Here is a 17,322-nt window from a genome sequence, read left to right on the forward strand (position 1 = left end):
TCGATCAGTATCCGGAGGATGGGTGCGCAGATGCCATGAGCAGTCAGGCCGTCGGCGGCTTCAACGCCGGGTAGCTGACATCCCGCAATACCCCGATGTAACCGCCATAGAGATTCCCGGCAGGCAGTAACTGCCGCGCTGCCAGTTGCTCATGCAGATGGCGCAAATGGTAGAACGGCACGCGCACATAGAGGTGATGCTCGATGTGGTAGTGGATCCCATGGGGACCGAAGAAGAAGGTCTGCCCGTTCGGACGCACGATGCTGCGGGCGTTCTGGCTCTGGTCAGCATGGGCGGGCAATCCGGCGTGTTCCATGAGCGCCCGGACCCGGCCCATCAAGGGCAGCAAAGTGATGGCTGGCAACAACCACAAGCCCAGGTAGAGCCAGGGATGCCCGAACGCACTCAGCAGACCGAACAGCACGCCATTGCCCAGCAGCATTGAGCAGATCTCCCAGGACACCTGCCCCGCAGACTTGTCGACCTTGGGCATGATGGCGCGGTAGTCGCCCCGGGCAAATCTGTAGGCGCTGATGAAGTAGCCCACCCCGAACAGGTCCGCCAGCAACCGCCTGGCCAGCTTGCCCCGAGGCAGCGGGTAGTCCCCCATGCCGAACACCGCCATCACCGGGTCGTCATGCAGCATCGGTTGCCGGTGGTGCTTCAGGTGGCCGGCGCGGTAGGTCGCCATGGAAAGAAACAGCGGGCCAGCCGCCAACAACTGCCCCACGCAATCATTGAGTGCCTGCCGGCGCAAAAGCACGCCGTGGGCACTCTCATGCATGATCACCGCCAGGGCCAGCTGGCTGCGGGCAATGATCAGCGCCGCCAAAAAGTAAATGACCGGGTGCGGCCAGCGTGCGGCACAGACGAACGCAGCGGCGATCAGGGCCCAGTCGGCCAACAGCGCCAGCATGCCGATCCAGGGCTTGATGACAAACAGCTCGGCGGCCGGGACAAAGGCATTGAGCGCCTGATTGTCGCCGGCACGGGCATTAGGCTGGGACACGGGCATGGCTTCCTTGTCGTTGGGTGGCCAGGGCGCAGGCCAGGGCCAGCAGTAGGCCGCCTGCGACATCCAGCAGCGTGTGTTGCTTGAGGGTCAGGGTCGACAGGCAGATCAACAGGCCGGTAATGCCGATCAGCCATTTTCCGGGGTAAGACCAAAGGGCACGGCAGGCCAGGCACGTCACTGCCACATGCAGGCTGGGGCAGCCGTTGGACGCCAGGTCCAGTTGCCACATGCGGCTCAGGCGCTGATACACAAAGGCATTGTCGAGGCTGCCAAGATCGGGCCTGGGCAGGTGTTCGGGGAACAGCCAGAAACACAGGATGGCGACGACGAAGGCCATGCCCGTGGCGTTCTTGAACGCCCTGAACGCCTCGCCACTGGCGTAGGTTGCCGCCAGCAGCACGAAGGGAAAGAACAGCACATACAACCACCAGGACTGGGCAATGAAAGGAATCCCTTCATCCAGCGGCGTGACCCAGGTGTAGCGCGGCGTGATCAGCCGCTGCAGGCCGATGAAAATGCCCAGGCCCAGCAACAGTCCAAGCAGCGCAACCAGCGCCTGTCGATAGTTGGCTCTTGGGGTCGGGCTGGGCAAGGGATTGCTCATGGCTGCTCGCTTAGCGGGTGCAGGGGTGGATAACGGCCCACAGCGGCGCGCTCACAGGCTGAGCAGGCGGCTGACCCAGGCGTCGATCCGCCCCTGGGCCCGCGCCCGACCTGCAGCCGCTGTCGACTCGGCCCCCGCCGCTGCAGTCAATTGCTGCGCCGCCTCAGCCACCTGGCGACGAAAATCCGCGGCGTCGCCGCGCCAGGTCACCACCCGATGCAGCAGCTGTAGCTGGGCGGCACGCGCCGCATTGCTGGTCTGTTCGGGCTGATCGCTGAGCACCAGGATGATCGGCCGCTGATAGACCCGAGCGATGGACAGTGCCGCCATGCCCGGCGCTGACACTATCAGCCGTGCCTGGGCGGCGCGACTGGCCCAGTGCGGATCGACCCCGAGCCAGCCATGGCGCCCGGCATAGCCCTCGCCCACCCGATGCCCGTCCAGGCCGGCGTCCTCCAGACCCGCGCTCAAGGCATCGGCCAGGCTGGGCTCGCTGAAATGCGGATTGAGGTACACCGCAGCGCCGGGGGCCGATGGTTCCGGCATCACCGCCGCCAGGGCCACCGGAGTCGGCAGGCGATACAGCAACGGCGCCTGGGCGTCGTCCACTTCATAGGCGAAATCATGCTCGATGCGGGCTCGCGCCGCGTTGATCTGGCGCTCGACAATCCAGCCGAACAACCGCCCGAACTGACGCGGCCACATGCCCGCGAAATTGTTCAGCAGCGCCACCTTGAGGCTCGCACCGTACACATGCACGACCTTGCGTCGCCATCCCGGCAGCATGCCCATGTACAGCAGCGCCGGGTGGAAGGAGTCGTTGATCACCCGATCCACACTGCGCAGCCTGCGCCCCAGATGGAGAATGTCCCGCAGCATCCGCCCGGGACGAAACAGGTAATGGGCGACATTGCGATTGGTGGCCTGGCGCAGCATGTTCTGCTCGCTGTCGAACTGCACCGCATAGTGCCTGGACAGCAGCTCGGCCTCGATGCCGAAGCGTTGCAGAAAGTGCTGCCCCTGCTCCGAGGTCGTCAGCACGTCGACCTGGGCCCCTGCCTCGCGCAGGGCATGCACCAGCAACTGCGCACGCATCAGGTGGCCACGGGCATCGGCGGTCGCCAGGTAAAGAATCCGTTGACTCATCGAGCCGCGCTGCCCACACCGCCCAGGACCCAACCGGCGATGTACATGGCCAGGGCACCGGTCACGCCGAAACTGGCATCCACTGCGCGAATATCCTTGAGCAACAGGTCCAGGTGTGCCGACTCATGGGGCGCGACGATGCGGCGCAAGGTGTTCTCGCACAAGCGCACGTGGCCCTGCTCGTCGGCCAGGACCCGGGACAGCAGCGGATACAGCTCATGCCCGGCCCCTATCACCGCACAATGACGGCTCAATACCCGCTGGGCCATCTGCTCGGCACAGAGCCCGGTGGCGTAGGCCGGCACCAGCAGGCCATGCGCGAAATGTGCCGCATAGCGATGGGCCAGGCGCTGCCAACGCCGGATCTTGCGCCGGCTGAGCCAGTCCGGTTCCAGGCGTACCGAGCCGTCGTCGCCCAGGCCGCGCAAGGCGTCGGCAAACAGCGTCACATGGCGACGCTCATCGGCCAGATGCTGTTGCACCTGACGCTCCAGCCAGGGCGGTGACTGGGGGAGCAAGTCTTCCAGCAGCGTGCGCTCGGTGGCGTCTTCGCCGGCCAGGTACATGCGCAACAACAAGCGCTCCCCGCGGGGGCTACGGTGCAGGCGCCGCAGCGCAGCGCGCTTGATGCGATCCACCAGGCGCGCCTGCACCGCCCCCAGGCCCTGGGCCTGAGGCATGCTCAGGCAGCTGAAGTTCGCCTCGGTGGCGACCGCTTCACCCACACTCATTGCGCGGGCTGCGGGGCAGTGGCGGATGCCGTGGCCACCTGCTGGCTGCGGTGCCAGGCCAGGATCAGGCCGATAAAGCTGTCACGCATAAAGGCCGCTCCGGATGCCCCGGCATCGGCAAAGGGTTGTTCATGGCCGTTGTAACGCAGGTAGCCCTTGCCGTTGACCGCCCCCAATTCGAGGATGTCGCGCTTGTTCAGGCCGCGTTGGCGCACCTCCTTGAGCAGAGGACTGTCTTCGAGGCCGAACACGAACAGTTGGCGTTGAACCACCCACAACGGAATCTGGCCACTCAAGGCCTGCAGGTTAAGGTTCCAGGTGCCCGTTGCCAGTAACGCGTCCAGTTCGCCAGTGCCCGGTTGCGTGGCGCTGAAGCTGGCACGCATCACCGACTTGGACAGCCGCCCGACACCCAGGCCGATGGTGATGTCGTCGGCCGCCGGGTTCCGGGCATCGCTGGGGCGCACGACCACGAAGTAGCTGGCCACTCGCGCGGCGATTGACGGCTGCGCCAGGACCTTGCGCGCCTGCTCGGCGGTGAACAGCACACGCTCAGCGGTGCCTTCGCGGACGCTGATCTGATAAGGGTCGAGGACGATGTCGCTGAACTTGCCACGCACGGGCGAGTGCACATAGGTGTCGGACTTCCACTTCGTGCCCGAGCGCCGCAACAGCACCTGCAGGCTCAGCGGCACACGCTGGCCATCGGCGGCGATGCCACTGCCGTGCAGCAGCACGTCGCCGATCACCGTCTTGCTGTCATGGTGGTCGTCAGCGCCAATCACGATGGCGCGGGTTTGCGGGTCGACGCTGGCCTGGGCATCCGCCACATCCAGGGCAATCCGGTTGCAGTCGCGCTCAGCGCTGCGGGTGGCGGTCGCGCAGCCACTGTCCGAGGCGAAGTGATACACCCCGCGACCACTGAACTCGGAAGGCGCGGCAGTGGCCTGACCGCTCAATGCCAGCAGTGCCAGGCACGCCAGGGAGTAGCCGAATGAAGCGAGCGAAGGTGTTTTCATGGGGTCTTCCTGTGGGCACGCAGCCTGCGTGCGACGGTACGGCGCGACGCGGATCAATCCAGGTTGCGGTGATAGGACAAGGCTTCACTGTGACCGGCGCTCCGACGCCCGACACTGATGCCCATGCCACGCACCACAGCACCGGCGGTATCGAGCAACGACATGCCGATGACCACCAGCGTCGCCCCAAGACGTCGGAGCCCGCGCAAGGGCGGCAAGTCCTGATGGTTGAGGGCCCGCAGGCTGTAGCCGAGGCGCCCGAGCATCACGCACAGCGGCCCGATCGGACCGCTGCGTCCAAGCCATTGCAGCCAGCCCGGCATATAGGCGCGGACCAGATAGGGGGTCAGGCCGACGCTGTCGCCGCCCCTGAGCCAGCGCAGCTTGACCACTTCGCCATGGCTGTCGGGCAGTCGATGCTCGGTATGGGCGCCTCGCGCATAGGCCACCGCCACGCCCGCCGCTTGCAGACGCAGGCCCATGACCTGGCAGTGGGCGCGATAGACGCCATCCAGAGGCTCATAGCGGTACTGCTCGAAGGTGTCACAGCGAAAGGCCACGTTGTTGGCGTAGAAGTTACGCGTGGCGCCGTGGCGCAAGGGGCTGGGGAAATACATGAAATCGATGGCGGTCAGGGCACTGCCGGCGACGCTGGCTGCATAACTGGTACGCCCGGCAACCGCCAGCGGCGCATCGTCCTCGGCAAAAGGCACGAGCAACTGCTCCAGCCAATGGCTACAGGGAATGCAATCGGCATCGGCAAAGACCACGTACTGGCAACGCCCCTGATCGACCGCGTCGAAGCCGACATTCTTGGCATCGTAGTAACCGGTAAGAGTATCGATCTCGACGAAGTCCAGTTCCCGTCCGGCCAGTGCACACAATGCCTGGCGTGCCACAGGATCGAGGCCGTCATGGGTGATGACCCACTGGGCAAAACTCTGGGGTGGCAGGCTCTGCAGGGCAAGGCGTGCGATCAGCCGCTTGAGGCTGTTCAAGGCCTCCTCTGCATCCTTGCCGCCACGCAGGTTGTTGGTCTCCAACACCAGTGCGGTATGGGCTGCGATACCCTCCAGGTGCTCGCGCCTATCGCTGCCGTGAGGCAGCTGCGACGTCCTGGTTGTCATTGCTTGGCTATCCATTTCACTGTGTCTCTGAAAAAAGCGCGGCCACCCGGAGGGCGCGACGGGCGCAATCACAGCATTATTCCCGAGATTATTCAAACGCCACGTACGCCCGGTGTGATGGTCCACGCAGTCGGCTCCCCCGTCAGCGCTTCCAGGCTCGGGATTGTTCACAAGCCCAACGAGGCGCACGCCGGGTAGCCGCCGCTTTCTGTGCGGATGAGGCGATGGGATAAGGTATTCTTCGGCGCAAAACGGCTATCACCACTGTCGGACCAGTTCGAGCGGGCAAACACCATGGACATCAAGCAATATCACCAGGACGTCTTTCACAAGATCACCTTCATCCTGCAACAGGATGCTGACGGTTATCCGCCCGTCACCGCCGAGTCCCTGTGGGGCATCAAGCAAGGCGAAACCACCTACCTCGTCGACAACACGCCCTATTACATTTATGGACTCAGCAAAGGCGACCTGATTGATACGCGACAGGAAAACAGCGAGCTGATCGCTACCGGCGTTATTCAACAAGGAGGCCACTCCACCCTCAGAGTCTTCGCTGAAAACCCACAAGACAAAGCCAACATCATCAAGAAACTGCGGCAGCTGGGTGCCCACTGCACAGTGACGCGTAGCCTGTCACTCTTCTCGGTTGACATACCGCCAGCGTGCAGCTTCGAAGCTATAGATTCCTACCTGTCCTCGATAGCTGACGATGACCAGATCGCCTATGAAGACGCCTGCCTGCAACATCACGGGATCGACTTCGCCCGACAGTCGGAATGTTCATCCCTGGCATCGTTACGACGCATGACCCATTGATCATTGAACAGCGCCTGGAGACAGCCGGCGTTGCCAACCAGAGTTCTGGACGGCTCTAGCAAAACCCGATGACACAATGGATCAACTCGATGGCAGAACAGATTGCAACCCAAGGGTTCAGCTCAATAACAGGCAAGCGCCATGGCACTCTATAACTTCCTCGCCGGAGAAGCCGTTACCGGCGCCGACCATGATCTGATTGAGATCAGCTCAAGTTTGCGAGGTGTCTTTGCAAACCTGGAAAGAAACGTCGATCGCTTTGGAAACAGCAGAGGGAAAGTCGTTAAATACTCGGAGAAAAATCTCCATAAAAGCCTTCTGCATCCTGAGAACGGAGGCGTTGAACTCTTCTCACAACCTGTCCTTGCGAAGGATGAATGCGAAGAAGTGTTCAACTGCGAACTGGCCGCCCTGTTCTCTCGGGATCGTGGCTTAGCGATCAGCGCCAGCAGCAACATCTTCTCTATTGAAGACCTGCTCACTGCATCATCGGCATGCTGTGGATTTCTGGATCGCTTTGACTACCTGTACGGCTACCGCGAAACACAAGCCTTCGGAACGGGATTTGCCCGCGGCTACCACCTGGTGGATCAAGAGCACCCGTTGCTCTGGCCCGGAAAAAAGCAGATTGGCAATTGGGCAAGCATTGTCAGGACCTCTCGACACCTCGACTTCATTAGAGACGTCTTCGATGTAAACCTGTTCTCCCCTTCCAGACTCGAGTCCCTGCCCCGAGAAAAAAGAATGGCGTTATCGACGGCCACTGAACACTTCGGAAAATCCGCACACTTTCATTCCTTCATCAGGTGGGACCTGGACAACCAAGAACAGCCCCGTGCCAGATCCTTTCTAATCGAACACAAGGTCCTTGGCGCCTATGCGGATGATTGAACCTGCCACTGAAAAAACGGGACTGCCCGCCAACGTGATGGGCTAAGGGGCGATAGCAAATATCGCTACCTGACTAACACTGCGCACCTGCTTTGGGGCCGCTAGCGATCAGGCTGGCACCACACGCGGTTTTCATACCGTCAAGGGCCACCGCAACACCACCGACATCCAACAGCGCACTGCCTTCTGAAATAGGAAACACCCCTTTGCACAACGGGCACACAACCTTGTGCCCAACGCCCGCCATGGGTTTACCGTTCAAGTCGGTTTGGCTGAATGCCTCAATGACAGTACCGCCATGACTGGTACTGTCCCCCAGTCGAATAATGTCCATGTCCACTCCTTTGCGACCTTAAAGGTCATCCATTCCGTTTTTCTTCGGCTGAAGTTCAGCCAGAAACGCTTCCTGCGTGTAGTCCTCTTCCACAACCGACATCCGCGATACCGCAGGAGCAACCGATGCAGGTTTTACCGAGGCGCCGTCGTCATTGCTGGCAGTTTGGGGCATCAGGTTGATGCCAAATTTGTTGCCAACGGGCTTTTGCCCAGGTGTCGGTGAGGTGATGGTGATGAAGGTCGCTTGATCCTTGCGGCGCAGAGGCATGACCACACTGGTGTCGGCATTCTGGTAGCTGGCCATGGTGGCCAGCGCGATGCCCACGAATGGCGACGCCGCCCCGGTATCGCCCAGGCGCTGGGTCAGGTCGTAGCCTTCGCGGGAATCGAGCAGATCCAGGGAGCTGCGGGCAGCAGTCAGAGCAGGAAGCAGCTCGGCCAGTGGCGTGCTGTTCAGGCCGCCGTCGTAGAACACCCGGGCCGGTGTGGGCGTAACGGCATCAGTGGCTTTTTTCCAGCCAGCGGCCAGTTGTGTGGTCAAGGCTTCGCGTTTGAGGCGCTCGCCGTTGTCCGGACGCTGCAAGGAAACACTGACCGGACGATGGATCCTGGCCAGCACCGGCAAGGCGTCCCATTGTTCAAAGGCGCGCTCGGTCCAGGGTTGCGGGATGAACTCCGAAGGTTGGAATTCGACAGCAGGTTTACGCCAGCCCCAACCTGTGAATTCGGGATCGATCTTGTTCTTGTTGACCTTGGTGAAGGGTGCGTAGTAACGCAGCCATTCGACACGTTCGGGGCGGCCGATGACCAGGGAGACCATGGCGTCGGTGAGTTCATCGGGTTTACGTGGCCCAGGCCCACCAATCAATGGAGCCTTTCTGGCGGAAAGCGCATACGACATGTTGAATCCTTCATTGGCGTAAACCAGTACTGCAGGAAGATCAGGATAAAGCTCGAAGAGTTGAAATATATTTTCGACTAAACCTTCGGGCGAGTCATTGCAGATAACACCGTCCTGAAGATTACGAATTCGGTGCCAATGCAAGCCTGCAGGTATCCGCATGTTATTGACCATTACAGACAAACTGCGCCTAGTTCTTTCAGGCGCATAACGCAGATTCGGTGTTTCAGCGCTCCAGCCGCGAACCACCGTGATAGTAGGAATCGGCCACTTTTCCAAAAAAACCTTCAGTCCCAACTCCAATGCATCAGCTTTTCGTTTGGCATAAGCCATGTCTTTGTCATCGGCAATTACCGGATACTTTTTCGGGTCCATAGGCAGAATGCTACCTACATGTAGTGCTTCCTCTTGTTTTAAGTTTTTTTCCTGTAACTCGTTCCAAATCTGTCCCTGCCTGAACACATCCAGACTCACACCGATGCTGAGCACATCCAGTGTTTCCAATCGCGGCGAAGTAATGGGTGCACGGTAACGAGGTTCAACTGTCATGGTGGTAGCCTTCCTGGCTGAGGTATAGGCCGTCACGGCAGTGGCTGAACTGGCAAAGCAACGACCAGAAGTCAGGGGCAGTTCAGCGGCTTGGACCCAGTGACTGAGTAACGACAGGCAGCCAATAAACAACAGTATGCGATGCACCAGAACAGCCCTCTCCTTTTGACTCGGATCTTCAGCGCGGCTTGATCAGCAAGCGCTAGAGATCATCCATCCAATTGTCCTTGGGCCTCAGCTCAGCCAGAAACTCTTCCAGCGCATAGTCCTCTTCCACAACCGACATCCGCGATGCCGCAGGAGCGGCAGTTACAGGTTCTACAGCAGCACCGTCGTCACTGCTGGCAGTTTGGGGCATCAGGTTGATGCCAAATTTGTTGCCAACGGGCTTTTGCCCAGGTGTCGGTGAGGTGATGGTGATGAAGGTCGCTTGATCCTTACGGCGCAGAGGCATGACCACACTGGTGTCGGCATTCTGGTAGCTGGCCATGGTGGCCAGCGCGATGCCCACGAATGGCGAAGCAGCACCGGTATCGCCCAGGCGCTGGGTCAGGTCGTAGCCTTCGCGGGAATCGAGCAGGTCCAGAGAGCTGCGGGCAGCAGTCAGAGCAGGAAGCAGCTCGGCCAGTGGTGTGCTGTTCAGGCCGCCGTCGTAGAACACCCGGGCCGGTGCTGGTGTAACTGTGTCAGTGGCTTTTTTCCAGCCAGCGGCCAGTTGTGCGGTCAAGGCTTCGCGTTTGAGGCGCTCGCCGTTGTCCGGACGCTGCAAGGAAACACTGACCGGACGATGGATCCTGGCCAGCACCGGCAAGGCGTCCCATTGCTCAAAGGCGCGCTCGGTCCAGGGTTGCGGGATGAACTCCGAAGGTTGGAATTCGACAGCAGGTTTACGCCAACCCCAACCGGTGAATTCGGGATCGATCTTGTTCTTGTTGACCTTGGTGAAGGGGGCGTAATAGCGCAGCCATTCGACACGTTCGGGGCGGCCAACGACCAGGGCTACCATTGCGTCAGTGAGCTTGTCGGGTTGGCGTGGGCCAGCAACGGCGCCGAGCGATCTTAGAGTAACGTCCTTACTTGATAGCGCACCTAACATGCTGATGCCTTCGACGTTATAAATCAGCACCGCGGGTAGATCAGGATTGAGTTCAAACAATTGGAATAGATTTTCTACCAATCCTTCGGGCGTGTCATTGCAAACAATACCGTCATGCACATTACGGATTCGATGCCAATGCAAACCCGCTTCTGTACGGTAACTGTTCACCATGCTGGTCAACATTTCTTGCGTTCTTTCGGGCCTAAAACGTAGATTTGGTACTTGAGGACTCCAACCACGAACTACAGTGATGGTTGGAATGGACCACTTCTCCAAAAAGCTCCGTAACCCCAACTCCAGAGCATCCGCCTTACGCTTGTCATAGGCCATATCCTTGTCATCAGCAGTCTGGGGATACTGCTTCGGGTCCGTAGGCAGAACACTTCCTACGTGCAGTGATTCCGTCTGTTTTGTACTCTGCTCTTGCAATGCCTGCCAAACCTGCCCCTGACGAAAAACATCCAGACTCACACCGATGCTGAGCACATCCAGTGTTTCCAATCGCGGCGAAGTAGTGGGTGCACGGTAACGAGGTTCAACAGTCATGGTGGAAGCCTTCCTGTCTGAGGTATAGGCCGTCACGGGCGTGGCCGGACTGGCAAAACAACGGATAGATGTGAGTGAGGGTTCGGCAGCCTGAGTCAAGTGACTGGTCAGTAGCAGGCTGGAGAGAGACCAGTACGTAAGCATGCGGAGCATCAGACGGTATCTCCAAAACTGACGGGAATTCCCGCTTTGCGTTGCGCTAAAGACTGGGTAGCTACCAAGGAAGGCATTTTGTCCCTCACACTCGTTGGCAGTACGCCATCGGTGCGATACGCCACGGTGGAGTCAATCAGGTCACGATTCCCAGGTTCCTCTTGAAGATAAAGTATCTCTACCGCGTCATCAGGAAGGTCTGAGTCAACACTACCTTGAGCGAATATTCCTCCATCAGTCTTTTTCCAGTTCAACCGCCAATCCGCCACCCGACACAAATACGCATAAAACGTCACATCATCCACGCTCTCACCCGCCCCTATCGCCACGTCATACGCCAGCACTCGCCGGCTATGTTCAGGGTTGTTTGGAATGGCCGAGTGAAAAGACAGCGCTTCCTCGTGCTCCTTGTTCTTGCCTCCACTTTGCAGGCGCATGCGTGCCTCGTAGGGTGTCTCTGAACGCGTCACCAGCACCTTGCCGTTGTCTGTCGCTCGAGCGGCAAACACATGGGTGGTTTCAGATATTTCCTTGCCTTCGTTGAGGGCCTTTTGAACGCTGCCAATATCACGCCCGTGCTTGAAGGCGACGGTTTCGTCGATCGACTCCAGCCGGGTGTGCCGGGTGCTTTCAGGGGTCCAGGCCTTATTGCTGATCGCAATGGCTGCGTCGATGGGCGCCAGTTTGTCCTTGACCTGATAGACACCGCTGTTTGAGTCCTCCCCCGGCATGACCACCGTGCCATCGGCGTCAAAGTTGGTTGCAACGGGCACTGGCAATAACGGTGCGGTCAGCATCACCGACTTCCCTTGCTCAAGGGAGGCGCGGGCCACGGACATCCGCTGCAGGCAAGGCAGACCGGTGTCTTCCCAGGTGTCCTCTCCTCGAAGCAGCAATGGGTAGACATAGGGCGGCGTGTGCAGACCGATCAGTTCCTTTTCTCCGCCGCGCTTGCGCAGGGTAAAGATTCGTTGGTGAAAGCTCATCGGCAAAGTCCGGCGCAGTGGCTTGCCATACAGGTGCTCGTCAACGCCCTGCCAGCCGATCCCCTGGACGTTGGCCAGGCCAACGGTCTGGTCCTGTGGGGTGAAGTACAGGTAGACGCTGCCTCGGTTGTCGCGCTCGTTGAAGGCAATGCGCTTGGCGTCAATCGTGGTTTCACAGGCGCTGCCACCGCTCCAGCCAGGCCCGCCAATAGCGCCATAACCCTGGCAGTTCTTGAGGGCGATACTCGACAAGGCCGGGTACGGATTGGGCGCTGCGGTCATGAACTTCAGGATGGCATCAAGGGTCGCCAGGCGGGCCTCGGCCGTCTGCTGCGCGCCAAAGCCCTGAAGCTTCTCCATGTTGGGTTCGCGCAGGCTGTAGGGCGAGTTGATCATCACCACGCCGTCGGCCGGCCGCACCTTGTCCTCATTGAGAAATGCATGGGCCAGGAGCGTGATGAGCGTGCCTTGGCTGTGGCCGACCACATTCACTGTGTCGTTGGGGTAGCGCTTGCGGATGATCCTGATCAGCATCGCCAGGCGCATCGCCGCCAGCACCATGTAGCGGCGACCAGGCGCGGAGAACAATGGGTGAGTCAGCTCTCCGGCAAGCAGATTCAGGGAAATGAAGCCAAACAGCTTGCCGTTGAAGCCCTTGCCCCACATGTCCGGCAGGTTGGTGGTGGCATTGACGAAATGCCCCCCCTCCAGGGTGCCGGCCTTGTCCAGGCGGTTTTTATTGCGATCCATCCACTCGCCGTGGGGCGCATCCTTGATGATGTGCTGCTCTTCCTCACGAAAGCCCCAATAGAACGGAATGACCACGCTGCGGCTGTCGGCGCCGTTGGCCGAGGCGCCGAACTTGCGCCGGTAGTACACCGCGTCGGGGTTGCTGGCCTTGCCATCATCGTCCTCGGGCAGGCTGTAGCCGGCCGGGCGCAGCAAGCCTGGATTGCTCACGCCATTGGGCAGGGTCGGTGACATGTCCAGGCGTTCGTTGAGCCCCTCGCACAGGCCGCGCTCGATGCGCTCGTAGCAACCGGCCAGGTCGTTGACGCCGTGCACCACGATGGTCACGCAGGGCTTGGGGGGCGGCGCGATCAGGTGCACATCGCCACCGCCTGGCAGGGTGATCGCTTCACCGGTGCAAATGGTCCTCATTCGAACGGCGTCATTCATCGTGCGTGTCCTCCTTGATGTTGCGCTGCGATCCTTCGAGCCCGACAATCTGCGCGGGTCAGGACGCGCAAGGCGTCAGATTTTTCTTCCAGGCAAAACTCGGTAACGGTGTTGTCGACCGTCTGCTGGTGCAGTCGGCTCCGCTCGTTGAAATGAATGAACAGGTTGTAACTGCCTCCTGGTTGTAAAGCCTCATGTCTGAGAACCCTTACGGTTGCTCCCGGGTAGTTGCCAAACAAGGTGAGATCCGGCTGCTGCCAACCAGCGGGGAGCGCAATGTCCCATATCGTTTCATCGCAACGCTGAGCACCAAGGCGGCAGACAAGCACATGCGTAATTTCTAGATTGTTGGTTTCAGCCAACAGGGGACGCAGATCAACGACAGGCTGGTTATCCCTGATCAAGACCGGGGTCGCTGGCGGCATTCTGGAAACGGCCTGGACAGAGGTTGCGATCAGGGCGATCAACAGGAATAAAGGCGATATATCAGACTTCATGACTTGGTACCCTGACGCAGTTTTTTCAATGTGAATTCGATTTTTGCCAAGGACTCAGTTGCCCCTTTGGCCGACGTCGGCAGCCCTCATCTGCAGCTCATCTTTGATCGTGCTAATCCTCATTGAGGCATGAACAGCAAGCATCCAGATTACGGGCTACACCCCATCGATTCAGGGCAGTGATTGCCGCTCTTCGGCATTTCTTCGAGCCAGGCAAAGCGCCGATTCCTGGACTTTTACCCCCTCCCCTTCGTCTATCAGACAAAACTCCAAAAAGGTGCTGGAAACTGTTTGTTTATGCCAACGACCGCGCTCCTTGAAATGAATATTGAGGTTGTAACTACCCCCCGGCTGCAGCGCTTTGCGGTTCTGAGTTCTGACCAAAGCACCGGGGTAGTCGCCCAACAATTCTATTTGCGGCTGAATCCAGCCCTCGGGAAGGTCAATATCCCAGAGCGTTTCGTAACACCTGCTGGCGGTCCGACGGCAGAGAAACACATGGGTGATCTCCAGGTTGTTGGTGTCCGCCAACAGAGGTCGAAGGTCCGCTATTGGACGACCGGAATTGATCGTCACTGGCGTTTCCGGAGGACGTTTGGACACGGCCCATGTTGGCCATGGCATCAGCAAAACCCCACAGAACACAGCAAACATCAGGCCTTTCATCGTTCAATACCCCGCCGGGAAGTTGCCCAATACAGGCTTGAGCTTTGTCAGTACCTGAGTGTTTCCAGATTCCAGGCCTTGGTAGTAATCACGCACAATGTCTCCTTGCTGCTCGATGTTGTAGTCCTTGAGCGTCTTCCCAGGCTCCACCTGATACTGGTACTGGTCTCCTATCAGGAACTGCTTTGCCTGCTGATAGGCGCCCACCAACAGCACATTGACGCCGTGCTGGTGTTGCCATACGTGGGTCATTTCGTGAATGAACAAGCCCCGCTCATCGGCCGGCAGCAGGCTCCAGTCGGCCACACCTCGCAAGTCCTCCCCAAAGTAGATGTGCCCGTTGGGGGCCATTACGTAGTTCTTGCCCTGCCACGGCACATAGTCCTCATCACGCAAGCGCACCTTGTCGTAATCGATAGATTCGCCAAACACACGTTTCGCCAGAGTGATCTCTCCCTCCGTCAGGGCCCGCCCTTTTTCACTATCCGGTTCGGAGAAGGCCTTGGCCACGAGAGCTGCCGCTCCCACTGCTGCAGCGGCCGCAATCAATGGCGTGCTCGAACGCTGCATGCTCACCTTGGCGATACTCATGGCATCTTTCTGCAACAGCTGCGTCGCGCCTTGTGCATCGGTCACGCCTTCGACGATTTCACCATTGGCCAGGGTGATCTTGTAGGGCACGTTGGGCATGGCTGACTGACCATCGATCTGCTTGAGCATGAAGCGCCGCTGGGTATCGCCCACGTTGAAGTTCGGCAACTGCGCCGCAAGACTGGCCCCGCCGACGAGGCTGTGTTTAGCCGCCTTGACCGTGAAATTGCCCGGCATGCCCAGCTCGATATTGCCGCCCTTGAGCGTCAGGTAAGCCCCGCCGCACATCAGGGTGATGTGCTCCTTGGCAGACACCAGGACGTGCTGCTTGCTTGCACTGACTTCCACGCTCTGATCCGCTTCCAGGCGAATGCTGTTCTGTTGCGCCTGCAACAACATCGGCCCCTGGTGGCTGATGTGGCGCATCTCGCCGCTCTGGGCAAACAAGCCAAGGTCGGTGCCGGCATTGACTACAAACTTCTGACCCGAGGTGAGCTGCTGATTCTGCTGGGCGACGCTGTCGATATGCTCGCCCGCCGCCAGGGTGACGCTCTGGGGAGACACCGCGGCGATGCCCGCCTGGCCACTCAGGGCAATGGCCGGGTTGCCGCCGTTGCTCTGCTGCGACTCGTCGTTGGCGCCATGCCCCAGGTCGCGCACCGCCTCGCTGAGGGTTTGCTGTGGCTCGGTGTCATGCCCGATGCCTTGATGGTCTTGCGCATAGTCGCCCAGCCCCTTGGCCAGTTGCAGCGCGGCTTCCAGCACCTGGATGGCCGCGCCACGCTGCAACTGCCCGGCATTGGCCTGCAGTTGCGCTTCGGTACTGAGCAGCAGCCCCCTGGCCGCGCGCAAGGCGCCGCGCTCGTCGGTGCGCAGTTCAAAACCCTCGCCACGCGGTGCGCCACCTTCGGGACGGGGATGGGTCAGGTACCCCAGGTGCAAGGCGCTGCTGCCGTGGTCGCTCATCAAGGCCGCACTGATCTGCTGGGTGGTGTCATCGATGCGCAGTTCGTTGGCCCGGCTGCCCTTGTGCTCCTTGCTCTTGATGGTGCTGAGGATCTTGTGATCCGGCAGGCGGTAGGGCGGCATATGGCTGGCCCGGTAGGTGCGTCCGGTGATGATCGGCTGGTCACAGTCGCCATCCAGGTAGTCGACTATGACTTCCTGGCCAATACGCGGGATCGCCATATGGCCCCAGTCCGCTCCGGCCCAGTTCTGTGAAACCCGGACCCAGCAGGAACTGAACCCGTTGTGCTTGCCCTCGCGGTCCCAGGGGAACTGAATTTTTACCCGGCCATATTCATCGGTGTGGATTTCCTCGCCTTCCGGGCCCACCACCGTTGCAATCTGCGGCCCATCAATGACCGGCTTGGGCAGTGGCATCGGCCGCCATTCGCAGTCCTCGGCAATGATCTGGGCGCGGAAGTCGTAACTCACCCCCATCTCGGCGCCAGCAGCCTCTTCTTGCTGGCTGGCGTGCTGTATCCCTGTGTGGGTGATACGCACCGAGCGCCACCAGCGGTTGAAGTCGCCCCGGGGGTGCCCGGTCAGTTGGAAGGAGAACCCCGGAATCAGCCGCGGATCATCCCCTTCCACCGTCGCGACACGGGCATCGCGACGATGGCCCAGCAGGCGGTTCTGAGTGAAGGGTTGGCCGACGGCGCTGCTCTTGTAGCGGCCTGGGTAATCGTAGCGCTCATAGCGCTGAGCCTGATGCTCAAGGTTATCGCCGAGCAGTCGCTGCTGCTGGTCGAAGGCCGGGCGCTTGAAGCTGTAGTCACGCTGCGTCTGCTCGGCGCTACGCACGTTTTCCGTGTAGCTGAACGCGTACAGCACCGGTTGCGGGGCATCCCCGGCCGGCTGAGTGCTGTACAGCACCGCAGCCCCCTGGATGCGCTCCTGGACGTACAACTTGTCACCCTGGACCAGGGTGTGGGCGTTGGCATCGTGTTTGAAAAAATAGAACAGGCCTTCCTCGGTGGACAGGCGGTCAAACAGGTAGAGGTCGGTGTCTCCGGCCTGGACGCAGTATTCACGCGGCGCATGTTCGGTGTGGATGTAGGGTTGGTAGTCAAGAACGCCGTGCTCGTCCAGCACCGACTTGAGGATATCGGGCACCGTTTTCTGCTGAAAAATGCGCCAGTCGGAACTCAGGGCCAGCCGGGCCAGTTGCGGCTCCACCAGCAGACGGTAACGGGTGCGGCGAAAACCGCTTTTACCCTGGGTGAAGCTGCTGACCAATCCATGGACATGCCGCACCTGCAGGCCGCCTTGCCAGATCGTCAGCAAGGCCGGCTGGTCGAGGATCTGGCCGAAGTCGATAGCACCGTTGTCGCTGGCCAGCTCGAGCGTCAGGCGAAAAGGCTCGGACAAGGCTTCTTCCAGGGTGAACTCGACCACCTCGAACGCCACCTGCGCGGTCAGCACAGAAAAAGTGAACTTCAAATCCTTTTGACGCATGACACAC

General features: G+C 60.1%; 15 protein-coding genes. 2 read left to right on the plus strand and 13 right to left on the minus strand.

Going from position 1 to position 17,322, the window contains the following annotated elements:
• Positions 1 to 43 precede the first annotated feature (43 nt).
• From P7C00_RS19410 to P7C00_RS19435, 6 genes are read right to left on the minus strand one after another with little or no spacing between them, the layout of a single operon-like run.
• On the minus strand, positions 44 to 1,009 hold the full coding sequence (locus P7C00_RS19410; protein ID WP_346636442.1) for a fatty acid desaturase family protein: 966 nt from the start codon (positions 1,007 to 1,009) through the stop codon (positions 44 to 46).
• Complete coding sequence (locus tag P7C00_RS19415) at positions 996 to 1,619, minus strand: phosphatase PAP2 family protein (protein ID WP_404937132.1); 624 nt, start codon at positions 1,617 to 1,619, stop codon at positions 996 to 998. Before P7C00_RS19415 ends, P7C00_RS19410 begins: the two co-directional genes overlap by 14 nt.
• A gap of 51 nt (positions 1,620 to 1,670) precedes the next feature.
• Positions 1,671 to 2,765, minus strand: a complete 1,095-nt coding sequence (locus P7C00_RS19420; RefSeq protein WP_346636444.1) for a hypothetical protein — start codon at positions 2,763 to 2,765, stop codon at positions 1,671 to 1,673.
• Complete coding sequence (locus tag P7C00_RS19425; protein ID WP_404937133.1) at positions 2,762 to 3,496, minus strand: hypothetical protein; 735 nt, start codon at positions 3,494 to 3,496, stop codon at positions 2,762 to 2,764. The genes P7C00_RS19420 and P7C00_RS19425 overlap by 4 nt, the downstream gene beginning before the upstream one ends.
• Positions 3,493 to 4,515: a hypothetical protein gene (locus P7C00_RS19430; protein WP_346636446.1), complete on the minus strand. Its 1,023-nt coding sequence runs from the start codon at positions 4,513 to 4,515 to the stop codon at positions 3,493 to 3,495. The genes P7C00_RS19425 and P7C00_RS19430 overlap by 4 nt, the downstream gene beginning before the upstream one ends.
• Positions 4,516 to 4,568: 53 nt before the next feature.
• Positions 4,569 to 5,642: a glycosyltransferase gene (locus tag P7C00_RS19435; protein WP_404937134.1), complete on the minus strand. Its 1,074-nt coding sequence runs from the start codon at positions 5,640 to 5,642 to the stop codon at positions 4,569 to 4,571.
• A 294-nt stretch (positions 5,643 to 5,936) separates the two neighbouring features.
• Between P7C00_RS19435 and P7C00_RS19440 the strand changes: the two genes are divergently transcribed.
• Both P7C00_RS19440 and P7C00_RS19445 read left to right on the plus strand, forming a co-directional pair.
• Positions 5,937 to 6,461, plus strand: coding sequence for a DUF4265 domain-containing protein (locus P7C00_RS19440; RefSeq protein ID WP_404937135.1), 525 nt, complete (start codon positions 5,937 to 5,939; stop codon positions 6,459 to 6,461).
• 141 nt (positions 6,462 to 6,602) lie between these two features.
• Positions 6,603 to 7,352, plus strand: coding sequence for a hypothetical protein (locus tag P7C00_RS19445; RefSeq protein ID WP_404937136.1), 750 nt, complete (start codon positions 6,603 to 6,605; stop codon positions 7,350 to 7,352).
• Between the two features lie 73 nt (positions 7,353 to 7,425).
• Here P7C00_RS19445 and P7C00_RS19450 read toward each other — a convergent pair whose 3' ends face one another.
• From P7C00_RS19450 to P7C00_RS19480, 7 genes are all read right to left on the minus strand, one after another.
• A complete protein-coding gene (locus P7C00_RS19450; RefSeq protein WP_346636450.1) occupies positions 7,426 to 7,686 on the minus strand; it encodes a PAAR domain-containing protein in 261 nt (86 codons plus the stop codon).
• A gap of 18 nt (positions 7,687 to 7,704) precedes the next feature.
• Positions 7,705 to 9,285: a DUF2875 family protein gene (locus P7C00_RS19455; protein WP_404937137.1), complete on the minus strand. Its 1,581-nt coding sequence runs from the start codon at positions 9,283 to 9,285 to the stop codon at positions 7,705 to 7,707.
• Positions 9,286 to 9,340: 55 nt separating this feature from the next.
• Entirely contained in the window at positions 9,341 to 10,936 is a 1,596-nt protein-coding gene (locus tag P7C00_RS19460; protein ID WP_404937138.1) for a DUF2875 family protein, read from the minus strand.
• On the minus strand, positions 10,936 to 13,101 hold the full coding sequence (locus P7C00_RS19465) for a DUF3274 domain-containing protein (RefSeq protein ID WP_404937139.1): 2,166 nt from the start codon (positions 13,099 to 13,101) through the stop codon (positions 10,936 to 10,938). The genes P7C00_RS19460 and P7C00_RS19465 overlap by 1 nt, the downstream gene beginning before the upstream one ends.
• Entirely contained in the window at positions 13,098 to 13,598 is a 501-nt protein-coding gene (locus tag P7C00_RS19470; RefSeq protein WP_404937140.1) for a hypothetical protein, read from the minus strand. The genes P7C00_RS19465 and P7C00_RS19470 overlap by 4 nt, the downstream gene beginning before the upstream one ends.
• Before the next feature lie 171 nt (positions 13,599 to 13,769).
• The gene (locus P7C00_RS19475) at positions 13,770 to 14,264 is read right to left on the minus strand and encodes a hypothetical protein (protein ID WP_404937141.1); all 495 of its coding nucleotides are present in this window, start codon (positions 14,262 to 14,264) and stop codon (positions 13,770 to 13,772) included.
• Positions 14,265 to 14,267: 3 nt separating this feature from the next.
• Entirely contained in the window at positions 14,268 to 17,315 is a 3,048-nt protein-coding gene (locus P7C00_RS19480) for a type VI secretion system Vgr family protein (protein WP_404937142.1), read from the minus strand.
• Between the last annotated feature and the right edge of the window lie 7 nt (positions 17,316 to 17,322).

The organism is Pseudomonas sp. JDS08PS003 (assembly GCF_045013505.1).
GTDB lineage: Bacteria > Pseudomonadota > Gammaproteobacteria > Pseudomonadales > Pseudomonadaceae > Aquipseudomonas > Aquipseudomonas protegens_B.

Bases quoted from the DNA above. Each gene is read 5' to 3' on its own strand.
- P7C00_RS19460 (WP_404937138.1), bottom strand. From the start codon at position 10,936: ATGCTCCGCATGCTTACGTACTGGTCTCTCTCCAGCCTGCTACTGACC.
- P7C00_RS19425 (WP_404937133.1), bottom strand. From the start codon at position 3,496: ATGAGTGTGGGTGAAGCGGTCGCCACCGAGGCGAACTTCAGCTGCCTG.
- P7C00_RS19435 (WP_404937134.1), bottom strand. From the start codon at position 5,642: ATGACAACCAGGACGTCGCAGCTGCCTCACGGCAGCGATAGGCGCGAG.
- P7C00_RS19475 (WP_404937141.1), bottom strand. From the start codon at position 14,264: ATGAAAGGCCTGATGTTTGCTGTGTTCTGTGGGGTTTTGCTGATGCCA.
- P7C00_RS19470 (WP_404937140.1), bottom strand. From the start codon at position 13,598: ATGAAGTCTGATATATCGCCTTTATTCCTGTTGATCGCCCTGATCGCA.
- P7C00_RS19420 (WP_346636444.1), bottom strand. From the start codon at position 2,765: ATGAGTCAACGGATTCTTTACCTGGCGACCGCCGATGCCCGTGGCCAC.
- P7C00_RS19465 (WP_404937139.1), bottom strand. From the start codon at position 13,101: ATGAATGACGCCGTTCGAATGAGGACCATTTGCACCGGTGAAGCGATC.
- P7C00_RS19430 (WP_346636446.1), bottom strand. From the start codon at position 4,515: ATGAAAACACCTTCGCTCGCTTCATTCGGCTACTCCCTGGCGTGCCTG.
- P7C00_RS19415 (WP_404937132.1), bottom strand. From the start codon at position 1,619: ATGAGCAATCCCTTGCCCAGCCCGACCCCAAGAGCCAACTATCGACAG.
- P7C00_RS19450 (WP_346636450.1), bottom strand. From the start codon at position 7,686: ATGGACATTATTCGACTGGGGGACAGTACCAGTCATGGCGGTACTGTC.
- P7C00_RS19445 (WP_404937136.1), top strand. From the start codon at position 6,603: ATGGCACTCTATAACTTCCTCGCCGGAGAAGCCGTTACCGGCGCCGAC.
- P7C00_RS19480 (WP_404937142.1), bottom strand. From the start codon at position 17,315: ATGCGTCAAAAGGATTTGAAGTTCACTTTTTCTGTGCTGACCGCGCAG.
- P7C00_RS19440 (WP_404937135.1), top strand. From the start codon at position 5,937: ATGGACATCAAGCAATATCACCAGGACGTCTTTCACAAGATCACCTTC.